This window comes from Undibacterium sp. 5I1 (assembly GCF_034314085.1).
Taxonomy (GTDB): Bacteria; Pseudomonadota; Gammaproteobacteria; order Burkholderiales; family Burkholderiaceae_D; genus Undibacterium.
In genome coordinates this window covers 2,959,963-2,972,274 of the sequence record NZ_JAVIWI010000001.1, presented here as the reverse complement: position 1 = coordinate 2,972,274, position 12,312 = coordinate 2,959,963, and the positions used below count along the sequence as shown (strand labels likewise).

Here is a 12,312-nt window from a genome sequence, read left to right as displayed (position 1 = left end):
GGTGCCGAGTTTAATTTTGCAATAGTCGTCACTAAGAATGTGATATTTTACGCCTCTTCTCTGCACTATGTCTAATTTGCCCGGGTTTGCCAAGGTTTTCCTGAACGAGTTTTGGGTTAGTGCTCATTTTTCTCATGCTGAGAGACATTATGCTCGTCGCTTTATTCCGATTTTTGTCGATTTTCCCATTGCCTGTTTTGCATGCCATTGGCGCCGCATTGGGCTGGCTGGTTTATCTTTTTTCCGGATCGTATCGCCGTCGTTTGCAAGCCAATATTACCCGCGCAGGTTTTACCACGCATATTTCTACCGCAGTGCGGGAGGCCGGAAAAAACGTCCTGGAACTTCCCTTCATCTGGTGCGCCAACCCGGAGCGGGTTTTGCGTACCGCATCGGTAGAAAATTGGGACATCGTGCAAGCGGCCTTAGATGCTAAAAAAGGTGTGATTTTACTCACGCCACATCTCGGCTGTTTTGAAATCATCGCCCAGGCTATCGCTGCCCGAACCCGTTTAACTGCCTTATATCGGCCGCCACGCAAAGCTGCGTTAAAACCCCTGATCGAAGGTGCAAGAGCGCGTGAGAATTTGATCTTGGCGCCTGCGAATTTATTGGGTGTCAGAACAATGGCAAAAGCCTTAAAAAAAGGGGAGGCGATTGGTCTGTTGCCAGATCAGGTACCACAGCAAGGTGAGGGCGTATGGGCCAGATTTTTTGGTAAGCCGGCGTACACCATGACCTTGTCGGCCAAATTACAAACGATGACAGGCGCACCGCTGATATTGACTTACGCAGAGCGCTTGTCGTTTGGACGTGGATATATCATTCGATTTGTCGCGTTTGATGAAGAGCTGACTGGTGATGCGACGGAGCAAGCACAAGCCATTAATGCGGCGATGGAGAAATTAATTGCGCATAGTCCAGCCCAATATTTCTGGAGTTATAACCGCTATAAAGTACCTGATGGGGTGAGCGGCCCCACCGATGCAAATACGATTTACAGGGACGTTGCATGAAATTGGTCTTGGGTTTCATGTGGTTGTTGCATTGGTTGCCTTTGCCGGTATTAGGACGTTTTGGGGATGCTGTCGGTGTGCTCCTTTTTCGCATCATCAAATCACGTCGTCATATCACTTTGACGAATCTGCGACTGTGTTTGCCGCACTTAAGCGAGGAAGAAAGAGTCAAACTCGCCCGGCAACATTTTCAGGCTTATGCACGCAGCGTATTGGAGCGCGGCATCTTGTGGTGGGCGTCAGAACAACGCTTAAAAAAGCTAATTCAGATTGATCCCGCAGTCCCTCTCGCCAGCATACAAGAAGGACCGACGATTTTGATGTGTCCGCATTTTGTCAGCCTAGATGTAGCTGGTGTGGCGGTCATGCTGGAGTCTTCTTTATGCTCCATTTATACCCAGCAGCGCAGCAAAGTATTTGATCAGGCCTTGCGCAAAGGTCGCTCGCGGTTTCGTCCGGTAAAACTATTTTCGCGTGCCGAGGGAGTCAAGCCTATCATCCGTGCGATGCGTGAAGGCCTGCCCTTTTTTATGCTGCCCGATATGGACTTCGGTCCTAAGGATGCTGAGTTTATTCCCTTCTTTGGCACACCTGCTGCGACCCTCACCGCAACCGCCAGAATTGCAGCGACGACCCACGCCAAAGTGATCCCCGTGATTGCAACAATGCTGCCTGATTATCAGGGTTGGAAAGTGACATTTCATCCCGCTTGGGAAAATTATCCTGGTGAAGATATGATTGCCGCAACCCGTTTTATGAACACGTTTATCGAAGCCGAAATCTTGAAAGCACCAGCGGAATATTTTTGGGCACACAAGCGTTTTAAAACCCGGCCTCCCGGCGAGTCTAGCATTTATTAATAGGACTACGCAAAAACGGAAAGCTACTCGCTGCCATTCACATGGAACCAGATCGCTTAATATAAAACATCAAGACCTCTCACCACAGAGACACTGAGGCACAGAGAAAATCATGAGAACAGCGAAATCTTGCCTTTCTCTTTCTTTGTTGTTCCTCTGTGCCTCTGTGGTGAGGGGTTTTGTTTTTTGCGTCAGTCCTAAATGAGCAGAATTTCAGCTTGAAATTTAACCCAGATTTTCCATTAGAACAGCGACAAGTGTGCCTTTGGCGGACTGACTGGCTAGACGCGACGACGCAAGCTGCATCTTGCTAGGAGGAGCAACAACGCCAGGCAGTTCGCCAAAGGTGCAATTGTCGCTGTAGCGCTCCCACTCAAATCGCGGTCGTGTTATCCCTCTGAAGACCGGACGCCGTCTGCGTTTTTTGCGCGTTTTTTGCGAAGTAGTTAGTAGCGGTCTAATGGGAAAGCTGGGTTCAAGCAGAAATCGGTACAACTTATTTATACGCAGTGTGGATTTGCTTAGTTCACGTTAGTTGACACGCACCTTCATCACATCCTACAATCGCGGCACAGGTGCTCTGGGGCGCCTGCCCGCACAAGAGGCTCTCACCCTGCAATCCATTCTTTTTTAATGTGATGAATCCAAGTTTCGTTTGACGTCAGCGGGTCGTCGATAAGCGAACAGGAGCCTTATCATGTTAATTCTCGTTTCCCAGTTTTACCTTACCACTGCTTTGTCACCATGCTCTGTACTGCGATTTTCTGAAACTATTTCAGGAGCATCGCTATGAATGCGCTGACGACAGAAATCAAGACCCGCACCCGGCTGTTAATCAAGCTATTGCAAACCAATAATGTCGCCGCGACTAAACGTGCATTGTTGCTGAGCCGGCAGCACAACTGGACCTTGCCGGAGACATGGCAATTGCGACATTGTTTGAATCTGGCTGCCGCTGACGCAGGCTTTCAGCATTGGGAGCATGCGCGTGCTGTGCTCGGTGGAGAAGTCCAGACGGGAGATTTAAAGGATGATTTTGGTGACTTCTGGCATGGTAAAGAAGTTAGCGGCTACACCAATCATTGGTATGCCAGTTATGCAGAAGCGCAGTTGCAGTTGCAGTTGCAGTCAGACCCAGCATCGTATTTGCTACCTTACCGACTTCAGTTTATCGTCGTTAAAGCCGAGTATTTGCATGCCTTGGGTGTGAGTACGGATGCAGCATGGTGGCAGCCAATCGCAAACGATCTTGTTCTTGGTTATGGTTCGGCAAGCTGGCTGGCGCTATCGCAACAGCGACTACAAACTAGTCGCATCGAGCGTTTTAACGCAGCCTGGGATGCGCGACAAACGCTGTTGGATCTGGAGTCGACAGACGCAGAATCGCAGCGCGTAATACACACTTTTATCCAAAATAATCGCCTGACAAAAATCCCCGATCAACGTAAAAAGCGGCTCGTGATTTTGCGCTGGCTGGTCAATCAACTGCAAACTGAACGACGTTACGCAGAATCAGAAATCAATCAGTTTTTTCTGCAATACCACGAAGACTACGCGACGTTGCGACGAGAAATGATTACCAATATGTTGATGAAGCGTGAGGATGGCGTGTACTGGCGTTTGTAGATTTTTAGACATAAGATAATATACTCCCAATTATTTTTAATAAATATGGCTTGATGCCCAGTAATTATATGGACATCTTAATATTACTAGAGGGGAGTATATTTTTTGTTTTTTGGTTAATTGAGTTACCGCTGAATCGGGTTGACAGGTTTCCAATGCCAAGTGACGCCGTTGGCAGCATCATCTCTGGTACCACCATGCAGATCCAGCGGCGTGGGTGCGATTGGCGTGATCGCTTCCACTTCGTTGTCGCTCTCGGGCGGTGCATCTTCATCGACGTCGATTTTCTTGGTACCAATACCGTTGGCCAGATAATGCGCTGCAATCGCCGCAGCAACTACCGGATCGCTGGAGGGAACTGTCAGCGAATTGATTAGTAGTTGTAGTTCGGCGTCGGCGGTATTAGTGGATGTGGTTACTGTGTTTGCTGTGTTTGCCGCATTTACTAGTTCTGCCGGAGTTTCTGCTTGATCGGTCAAGCCTGTCGTCAAGGTGGTAACCGTAGCCGGTGTCAGCGTCGTGTCCGTCACGACTGGGGTGCTGACGTCTGCCGGGGTGGCTGGAGCACTTGTTATCGATGCTTGCGTCGTGCTTGTTTGGGGCGCGGCGCTATTTGCTTTTGTTGATGTATCTGAAGTTGCGCCAGCGCTGGTGGATTCTTCAATTGCGCTCGCCAGTGCTACGTCTGCGAGTGTGCTTTGCAGGGCAGCATTACTTGCCGCTTCTTGCTCCACAGTTTGTGCTGAATATAAAGCAGTACTCGATTGCTGGTTACGCAAAGCCGATGCTGCGGCGAGCAACTGCTCAGTAATTTGTTGCTCAACCAGTAAAGGGTCGCTGCTAGCAATGCTAGCCAGCGTTGCCGCCGCAGTGTCACTGGTCCCTGCAAGACTTTGCGCCGCTGCTGATAAATCGACAATACTGGCTGTACCGACTGCATCAATTCCGTCCGATGATGGCAAAGCTTGAATAATGGTCGGGCTCAAGGGTATTGCGCTATCCACCGGCAGTGCGTCAGGCACCAATCCGACGGCTGGAGTGGCAGTCACGATGGGCGTGTTTGAAGCCGACGGATTTTGCACAATGGTCGGTAACACCAGAGGTGTAATTGTCGATAAAGGGGTCAGTGAGGTAACCATAAAATGATCATACGCCGTCTCTAGGCCGTAGTTTGTGTGTTGTCTCACATAAGGTCGTACCTTGCTTTAGCATCATTTGTTGGCTTGTAGATTGGTTATATCCTTCCTATTCAATTTGCGTTGGGTAACGTACAAAGAAATAAGTAGTTCCGTCGTATATTTAGCACTTACGCAAGACCGCCCCAGCTGCCTTGTAGCTCTTGGCTGTAACAAAGTACTAACGTCGTAGCCGCGCCTTGTTCGGACAATTTTGCGTAAGCCCTAGTATTGAAAATGCGTTGATGTTTTCAAACGCAAGATGGAATAGTTATCTCGTACCGATGTGACTGATGGGTAAACGTGTACTGCTATAAAAAAGACTTTATGAATACTGAGCTTCATTTTTTGGTGGTCAACGACGATCTGAATATGCGTCTGATTTTGATCGCCCTGTTAAAAGAAATCGGTTATACCCGCATCTCTGAAGCCCAGAATGGTGAAATGGCATTACGTGCCTTTAAGTCGGCAAAACTGTTAGGTTCTCCCATCGGTTTTGTGGTTACCGATTGCGCCATGCCATTGATGAACGGATTAGACCTGATACGCTCGATCAGGCAAAATCCAGAGACCAGTCAGCTCCCTATCTTGATGTACACAGCGCAAGCAAATAAAGAAAATATTATGGCTGCGGCGCAAGCAGGTGCTGATGGCTATATCGTCCGGCCATTTAAGCTAATGAGTTTGCAAAAAAAATTAGAATCGATTTTATCCAGACGACAATTAGCGATCTTGGATTTACCGGGACAGAGCGTTGTTCAGCAGTTCACGCACGACCAAGATAAGCAGATGCCATAATTTTTTTGCGGCACGCTAAATGTGTTGTTCCTCGCATATGTACATCGCGCACATCACGCACGTCGTGCATAATTTACGCATGGCATGTATCGTTTCCAAACGCATTACAACAAGGAGCATGCTCCGGTGTCCGTCTTCATTGTTCCTATCACATTGCCAGAATTGACCGAGTTAGCTCAGTCACACAACCCTGGCGATTTGCAGTATGCATTTGCAGAGGACGCACTACCTCCGGCATTTGTTGCCGCGCGGGCCTTAACGCAAATTAGTGAGGGACAATCGGAACAATGGTGCCGGGTTTTTTATATTGTCAAAGAACCGGACAATATGATTATCGGAAGCTGTGGATTTAAGAGCGAACTCAAACAAGGGTCGGTAGAAATCGGCTATAGCATTTCTACCAATTACCGTGGCCAAGGTGCGGCAACAACCGCGATCCGACAGTTGGTCGACGATGCATTTAGTATGGGGGCAGCGCAAGTCGTCGCTGAAATCCTTCCCGATAATCTTGCCTCTGCTCGCGTTGTACAAAAACTCCATTTCAAGTGCGTGGGACCTCAGTTGGATACAGAAAATGAACTAGTAGATTTATGGGTTTTGCAGCGTCAGTGATGATATTCACGACGCCTTAAATGACGATGCCTTAAGCCCAGTTTTCCATTGGAACAGCGACAAGTTATCTACTCATACTGCTGTGGCGTTATTCCTCTTAAGGCCGCACGCCATCTGCTTTTCTACGAAGTGATAACGGTCGAATGGGATATCCGGGTTTAATTCATGCCATCTGATGCAGATGGATATTACGCCGGATTTCCTGTCCGCCAGTCAAGTCACCCGACGCCAATGACCTGATGCGCAATGGCGATATACAAAGGGATTCCCAAAAAAATATTCAGTGGAAAAGTGATGCCCAGCGACATACCCAAATACAGCGAGGGATTGGCTTCGGGGATGGTGTAGCGTAATACCGCAGGTACCGCGATATACGATGCGCTGGCAGCCAATACCATCAACAAACTGGCGTCGCCTGCGGGTAGTTTCAGCAAGCATGCCAGACCCAAAGCTAATGCCGCATGACATAGCGGCGTGACGATGGCATAGGCGATAATCCATGGCGATTGGCCTTTGATTTCAGGTAATTTACGCGCTGCCATCAAACCCATATCGAGCAAGAAAAAGGCGAGCATGCCTTTAAATAAATCGCCCGAAAAAGGTCGCATGGCAGCCTTGCCGCTCTCGCCTGAAATAATTCCCACCACCATCGAACCGAGCAATAGTAACTGCGCGCCGTCGGTCAACGATTCGTGCAGCACCTTGCTGAGCGAGGTTGGATGGGGCGAACCGCTAGCCGATTTTTTTCGCAAGGTATTAGCAAAGATCACTGCCATGATAATTGCGGGGGACTCCATCAGCGCCATCGCCGCTGCCATATGACCGCCATAGGCCAGATGATGGTTTTCCAGATACTGCACGGCGGTGATAAATGTCACTGCACTCACCGATCCATAAGTGGCCGCGATCGCGGCAGCGTCATAGTGATTGATAAAGCGTTTTAGCAATTGATAGCCAAGCGCTGGTACCAGCACCGCCAGCAAGATTGCGCATCCAAGGCTGCTGACAATTTGGGGCGTCAGTCCCGAATGCGCTAACGCAAATCCGCCTTTTAAACCTAATGCCATTAACAGATAGAGCGATAAAAAGCGTGAGAGCTGAGGCGGGATATCTAAATTGGATTTGATCATGCCGGCAAAAATACCAAAGGCAAAAAATAAGATCGCGGGGTCTAAGATGCTTTGCATAAGAGTATGTGAGTAGTTGGACTGGGCGCATCTTATGTGGAATAATTCATCAGGTAAAATCAATTTATTTAGCATTAACCATAATCAAAACTAGATGAACGTCACATTCCGGCAACTCAACTTATTTTTATCTCTCGCTGAATTGAAGAGCATTACCGCGACTGCCAGAGCTTTTCATGTGACGCAGCCAACGGTTTCTATGCAGCTGCGGGAATTAACCGACGCGGTTGGTCTGCCGCTGTATGAAGTCATCGGCAAGCGATTGTCGCTGACCCCGGCGGGGGAAGAATTGGCGAAATCCGCGCGCATGATGGTGGATGAGCTGTCCTCATATGAGCAGCGGATTGATGCGATGAAGGGGCTGACGCGAGGCCGCTTGCGGGTTGCTGTGGTCAGTACGGCAAAATATTTTATTCCCCGTCTGCTAGGTGCGTTTTGTGAGCAATATCCAGAAATTGACATCGCTTTAGAGGTGTTAAACCGTGACGGCGTCGTGCAGCGATTGCGCGATAACCGTGATGACCTCTACATCATGTCTATGCCGCCGACCGACATTGATATTGATCAGCAAGTGTTTCTGCCTAATCTGTTAGAAGTGATCGCACCAGCGACGCATCGTCTGGTACAACAGAACCATATCCAGCTTGCTGAATTGGCGACAGAACGATTTATTTTGCGTGAGCAAGGTTCGGGAACACGGTTAGCCTGTGATCGATTTTTTGCCGCGCAACATTTTCAGCCGCAAGTTCGTCTGGAGCTGGGTAGCAACGAGGCGATCAAACAGGCGGTCGCCGGTGGCATGGGCATCTCTGTCGTATCGCGTAACGCTTTAGGCGAGGCGTTGATTGATGACGCTCTGCGTGTGCTTAAGGTAGAAGGTTTTCCTATCCATGCCAACTGGTATATCGTGACTTTGCATGGCAAGCGTTTATCACCGATTGCCTCTGCGTTTCTGGCTTATTTAGCGACTTATGCTGAAGCGAAAGCAGAATAATTACTCTTTGCTTATTAAATACTCCCTATAGGTATATTTAAATTGTCCAAGTAATCGTTGGGCAATAAGTCTATTTTATAAATTTCATAGGGGAGTATATTTATTTGTGGTAAATCGACAGACAAAAAAAGAGCGTACTATTCAAAGAATATACGCCCGAAGTTGGAGCACCTGATTGTCAATCTGAGTTTAACTGACGAGTTCGATCTCACCTTCAAGTAAGGTGTTTGCTGGCAAAGCGTCAAGTTGCTTGAGCTTGTCGTAGTAAGGTGCAAAATCGGGTGCCGTACCCTCAAACAATTCTTGGAAACTGTTAATGACAAAATAGGTTTCCTGATACGAATCGATTTTGTACAAGGTGCGCAGACAGCGTTGTATGTCCAGATGAATATGATGGGAACTGGTATTCGGTTTCAGGCAAAATTCCACCTCGCCACCCGAAGATAAAATCCCGGCGCCATAAATGCGCACGCCTTCCGCTGTGTTGATCAGGCCAAATTCCACCGTGTACCAATACAGCCGTGCTAGATAATCCAGCCCGCCTAAGTCCATCGCCTTTAAACCGCCTTTGCCATATAACTGCATGTAGTCGGCAAACACCGGATTGAATAGCATAGGCACATGGCCGAAGTAATCATGGAATACGTCCGGCTCAACAATGTAGTTAAATTCTTCCGGTGTACGCAGCCACACTGTGACCGGAAAACGGCGATTGGCCAGATGCTCAAAAAATGACAACTCAGGTATCAGACCGGGTACCGCAACGATGCGCCAGCCGGTCGCTTTAAATAATTCTTCTGAGGTTTGTTCAAAGTTGGGGATGCCATTGGCCGCATCCATTTTATTCAAGGCATCGATAAATTCATTGCAGGCACGACCGGGCAATAGAGCCGCCTGACGTTGATACAGTTTGCGCCACAGATCATGCTCAGCTTCGGTGTAGGCATCCCAGTCTTGCTGCACAACATAGCGCGTATCGGCCAGACTGTAGTCGCCACGCAGCACGGCGCCATAGGATTTTTCAGCCACGGTAGCCAAAAATTCTTCTCTAGTAACGCTCGCAGTTGCAGTTGCTGTCAACATGATTTTTCCTCTTCTTTGATAGACAAAAAGGCTAACAGAACATCGCTGACTATCCTGTTAGCCTTTGCAAACCAAGCGTGCAATCTGGTTTGATGTAGCTTGGCGCTTACGCTGGTGCTGTGTCGTCTTTGAGCACGCCGCGGCGTATCTGATCAAGTTCAATTGATTCAAACAGAGCGCGGAAATTACCTTCACCAAAACCCTGATCACCTTTACGCTGGATGATTTCAAAGAAGATTGGGCCGATCACGGTCGTCGTAAAAATCTGCAATAACAGTTCGCGTTTATTCTCGCTGCTATGGCCATCGACCAAGATACGCAGCTTGCGCAATTCTTCCAGGTTCTCACCATGGTTAGGCAAACGACGGTCGATCAGATCGTAATAGGTTTCGATCGTGTCTTGGAACACGACGCCATCGTTTTTCATATCGGCGACGGTTTTGTACACATTGTCTGTACCCATCGCAATATGTTGTACGCCTTCACCGTGGTACAGATCTAGGTATTCCGCGATTTGGGATTTGTCATCCGATGATTCATTGATAGGAATACGGATTTTGCCGCAAGGGGAGGTCATTGCTTTGGATTTTAAACCGGTGTGCTTACCGGCGATATCGAAGTAACGGACTTCACGGAAATTGAACAGGCTTTCGTAATAATCAGCCCATTCTTTCATACGGCCACGGTGGACGTTGTGCGTCAAATGATCGATGTAGGTCAGGCCATTGCCAACCGGATGTTGATCCGCGCCCGGGATGGCGACAAAGTCTGCGTCGTAAATGCTGATGTTACCGATAGTGCCCGGTTGCGCGCCATCTTTGCCATGCCAGCGGTCAACAAAATAGATCAGAGAATCACCGATGCCTTTGATAGCTGGAATGTTCAGTTCCATCGGGCCAGTTTTATTGTCGAAACCCCATGCGCCGAGCTCCAATGCGCGTTTATACGCTGCGTTGGCATCTTTAACACGGAAGGCAAACGCACAAACAGATGGACCATGTTTGCGGGCAAAACGCTGGGCAAATGAATCTGGCTCGGCGTTGATGATGAAGTTGACGCCGCCTTGGCGATACAGCGTGACATCTTTGGTGCGGTGTTTGGCGATGGCGGTAAAGCCCATACGTTCAAATAATTCGCCGACTTCTTTTGGCTCGGTTGCGGCGTATTCGATAAATTCAAATCCGTCAGTACCCATCGGGTTGTCCCAAGGCTGGAATTCCATGCTTGTCTCCTAAATTTAAGTCGTCAAAAAATAATACAGTTGTCCGCGCAAAGTGAGTGAGTTGATTCGTCAGTTGATTCAATTGAATCTATCAATTCTTTAAAACACACCGCAGGCGCTGGAAGGCGGCAATCAAGGTCATCCAATCGAGCGATTTTTTGACACAGATTAAGATCTCAGTATAGTCCGCCAATCACGCCATTAAATTGCAAAATTACCCAATAAATTTCTTTTTTAAGCAATAATATTGCTGATATTGATTAATTATTGGCAGACTATGACGACAGTTCCATTGGATAAAATTGACCGTAAGATTCTGGCGATCTTGCAGGCCGACGGACGATTGACTAATCAAGAGGTGGCTGAGCGCGTTAATTTGTCACCATCGCCTTGCCTGCGGCGCATCAAGCGGCTGGAGGACAGCGGCGTGATCCGCAAGTATGTCGCACTGCTAGAGCCCGCCAAAATTGGCTTGGGTTTGCTCGCCTATGTCAATGTCCGGCTAGAAAAGCATAACGACGCGCCGGGTAAAGGCGCATCCCGCTCACCGCGTAATGATTTTGCCGCATCGGTAGATCAGTGGCCAGAAATCGTCGCTTGCTATGCGATGACGGGAGAGATGGATTATTTGCTCAGAGTCCATGTCGAGAATATGGATCACTTTTCCCGTTTTATGATGGAAACGCTATTACGACATCCGGCGGTATTGGATGTAAAGTCGAGCTTTGCTTTGCAGCAGATTAAAGATACGACTGCCTTGCCTGTGCTTAGTGTTTAGTGCAGCGTGAGGGGTGCAAACCATCGCGTAATTCCACTCATGTTTTAAGTTACCTGCAAGTTAGCGGCGAAGCTCAACAAACGCCATCGGCTCCCATTCGCGCATCGCAAGTAATAATCCATTGCCACGACGTTTGGGCAAAGGTGAAGATAAACTTTCTTGATGCAACTCTGCAAATTTCAAACGTAGTTGTCTCAGTTCGCTTTGCATTTTTGTGATGGCATTTTCGGTCAGCATGGCGCTTGAGAAACTCAGAGTTTCATCGCTTTCTAAAAAAGGACTGTTCAAAAAATCGGTTAAACCTTGCTCTTGGAAGTAACGTTTAATAGGTCCGTTTGCAAGCCAGTCAAAGTCACGTGCGACGTTCAGACGAATGCGATTACCTGGCAATAAGGCGATGAGTTGTAAACGATCTAGTCGTAATAGCTTTTGCAGACACTCCGTCTCAGTCAATTGATATCTACCTACGATATCGTTTAGGCTCCAGTGGTTGAGCGCACACACAGCAACTAACAGCAACTTGGGATCGGAGATCAATTCTTTTTCTTGCGCATCGCTGAGCGTTCTTAGTCGCGGCTCGGTCGCGCTAGCCTCTTGCGCTAATTCTGCCAAGGTAAAGCCGAGCAGATTACTAAGCTGCACCAGGCGATCAACTGGGAAGCGTCCTGAAGTAAAAAGCCGCTTAATACTAGGCTCCGACAAGTTAAAAGCGATCGCCACATCTTTATAAGTTTTACCTTGCAGTCGTAACTGTTTTTTGAGCGTCGCGACCAATTGCTTTACTTCTGTCATTGGGTTTTTGCCTTCGTTTGAATTTAGTTTTAGCTTAGTTTGAGCTTATATTGAGTATTGATATTTGATGCTTAGTTTAATAAAAATCAGAACTATTTTAAAGAAGGTATCATTTTATTCGAGACAGGGGCAAGCTTCTGATGAATCAACATTCATCAATCAGGGGGCT

12 protein-coding genes are annotated in these 12,312 nt (G+C 48.0%); 7 read left to right on the top strand and 5 right to left on the bottom strand.

The window, feature by feature from the left end:
- The first annotated feature begins 149 nt into the window (after positions 1-149).
- The 3 genes from RGU72_RS13110 (at position 150) to RGU72_RS13100 (ending at position 3,502) form a co-directional block, all read left to right on the top strand.
- Positions 150-1,016 carry a lysophospholipid acyltransferase family protein gene (locus tag RGU72_RS13110; protein ID WP_322120151.1) on the top strand — a complete coding sequence of 289 codons (867 nt, stop codon included), beginning with the start codon at positions 150-152 and terminating at the stop codon, positions 1,014-1,016.
- Positions 1,013-1,876, top strand: coding sequence for a lipid A biosynthesis acyltransferase (locus RGU72_RS13105; RefSeq protein ID WP_322120150.1), 864 nt, complete (start codon positions 1,013-1,015; stop codon positions 1,874-1,876). The genes RGU72_RS13110 and RGU72_RS13105 overlap by 4 nt, the downstream gene beginning before the upstream one ends.
- A gap of 789 nt (positions 1,877-2,665) precedes the next feature.
- A complete protein-coding gene (locus RGU72_RS13100; protein WP_322120149.1) occupies positions 2,666-3,502 on the top strand; it encodes a DUF2087 domain-containing protein in 837 nt (278 codons plus the stop codon).
- 125 nt (positions 3,503-3,627) lie between these two features.
- Here RGU72_RS13100 and RGU72_RS13095 read toward each other — a convergent pair whose 3' ends face one another.
- The gene (locus RGU72_RS13095) at positions 3,628-4,641 is read right to left on the bottom strand and encodes a hypothetical protein (RefSeq protein ID WP_322120148.1); all 1,014 of its coding nucleotides are present in this window, start codon (positions 4,639-4,641) and stop codon (positions 3,628-3,630) included.
- 363 nt (positions 4,642-5,004) lie between these two features.
- Here RGU72_RS13095 and RGU72_RS13090 point away from each other — a divergent pair, with 363 nt between their 5' ends.
- The gene (locus RGU72_RS13090) at positions 5,005-5,475 is read left to right on the top strand and encodes a response regulator (protein ID WP_322120147.1); all 471 of its coding nucleotides are present in this window, start codon (positions 5,005-5,007) and stop codon (positions 5,473-5,475) included.
- A gap of 84 nt (positions 5,476-5,559) precedes the next feature.
- On the top strand, positions 5,560-6,087 hold the full coding sequence (locus RGU72_RS13085; RefSeq protein WP_322120146.1) for a GNAT family N-acetyltransferase: 528 nt from the start codon (positions 5,560-5,562) through the stop codon (positions 6,085-6,087).
- A gap of 218 nt (positions 6,088-6,305) precedes the next feature.
- Here RGU72_RS13085 and RGU72_RS13080 read toward each other — a convergent pair whose 3' ends face one another.
- Positions 6,306-7,274: a sodium-dependent bicarbonate transport family permease gene (locus RGU72_RS13080; protein WP_322120145.1), complete on the bottom strand. Its 969-nt coding sequence runs from the start codon at positions 7,272-7,274 to the stop codon at positions 6,306-6,308.
- Positions 7,275-7,368: 94 nt separating this feature from the next.
- Between RGU72_RS13080 and RGU72_RS13075 the strand changes: the two genes are divergently transcribed.
- On the top strand, positions 7,369-8,268 hold the full coding sequence (locus RGU72_RS13075; protein ID WP_322120144.1) for a LysR family transcriptional regulator: 900 nt from the start codon (positions 7,369-7,371) through the stop codon (positions 8,266-8,268).
- Positions 8,269-8,457: 189 nt separating this feature from the next.
- On the opposite strand, the gene phhA is transcribed toward RGU72_RS13075, so the two are convergent.
- Both phhA and hppD read right to left on the bottom strand, forming a co-directional pair.
- Complete coding sequence (gene phhA / locus RGU72_RS13070) at positions 8,458-9,351, bottom strand: phenylalanine 4-monooxygenase (protein ID WP_322120143.1); 894 nt, start codon at positions 9,349-9,351, stop codon at positions 8,458-8,460.
- A gap of 106 nt (positions 9,352-9,457) precedes the next feature.
- Entirely contained in the window at positions 9,458-10,573 is a 1,116-nt protein-coding gene (hppD, locus tag RGU72_RS13065) for a 4-hydroxyphenylpyruvate dioxygenase (RefSeq protein ID WP_322120142.1), read from the bottom strand.
- 277 nt (positions 10,574-10,850) lie between these two features.
- On the opposite strand from hppD, the gene RGU72_RS13060 reads away from it, so the two are divergent.
- Positions 10,851-11,351: an Lrp/AsnC family transcriptional regulator gene (locus tag RGU72_RS13060; protein WP_322120141.1), complete on the top strand. Its 501-nt coding sequence runs from the start codon at positions 10,851-10,853 to the stop codon at positions 11,349-11,351.
- Between the two features lie 60 nt (positions 11,352-11,411).
- Here the strand turns inward: RGU72_RS13060 and RGU72_RS13055 are convergent, their stop codons facing one another.
- Positions 11,412-12,143: a transcriptional regulator gene (locus RGU72_RS13055; RefSeq protein WP_322120140.1), complete on the bottom strand. Its 732-nt coding sequence runs from the start codon at positions 12,141-12,143 to the stop codon at positions 11,412-11,414.
- Positions 12,144-12,312 lie beyond the last annotated feature (169 nt).

Coding starts and splice junctions, on each gene's coding strand:
- RGU72_RS13080 (WP_322120145.1), bottom strand. CDS start 7,274: ATGCAAAGCATCTTAGACCCCGCGATCTTATTTTTTGCCTTTGGTATT.
- RGU72_RS13075 (WP_322120144.1), top strand. CDS start 7,369: ATGAACGTCACATTCCGGCAACTCAACTTATTTTTATCTCTCGCTGAA.
- RGU72_RS13060 (WP_322120141.1), top strand. CDS start 10,851: ATGACGACAGTTCCATTGGATAAAATTGACCGTAAGATTCTGGCGATC.
- RGU72_RS13055 (WP_322120140.1), bottom strand. CDS start 12,143: ATGACAGAAGTAAAGCAATTGGTCGCGACGCTCAAAAAACAGTTACGA.
- RGU72_RS13110 (WP_322120151.1), top strand. CDS start 150: ATGCTCGTCGCTTTATTCCGATTTTTGTCGATTTTCCCATTGCCTGTT.
- phhA (WP_322120143.1), bottom strand. CDS start 9,351: ATGTTGACAGCAACTGCAACTGCGAGCGTTACTAGAGAAGAATTTTTG.
- RGU72_RS13105 (WP_322120150.1), top strand. CDS start 1,013: ATGAAATTGGTCTTGGGTTTCATGTGGTTGTTGCATTGGTTGCCTTTG.
- RGU72_RS13100 (WP_322120149.1), top strand. CDS start 2,666: ATGAATGCGCTGACGACAGAAATCAAGACCCGCACCCGGCTGTTAATC.
- RGU72_RS13095 (WP_322120148.1), bottom strand. CDS start 4,641: ATGGTTACCTCACTGACCCCTTTATCGACAATTACACCTCTGGTGTTA.
- RGU72_RS13085 (WP_322120146.1), top strand. CDS start 5,560: ATGTATCGTTTCCAAACGCATTACAACAAGGAGCATGCTCCGGTGTCC.
- hppD (WP_322120142.1), bottom strand. CDS start 10,573: ATGGAATTCCAGCCTTGGGACAACCCGATGGGTACTGACGGATTTGAA.
- RGU72_RS13090 (WP_322120147.1), top strand. CDS start 5,005: ATGAATACTGAGCTTCATTTTTTGGTGGTCAACGACGATCTGAATATG.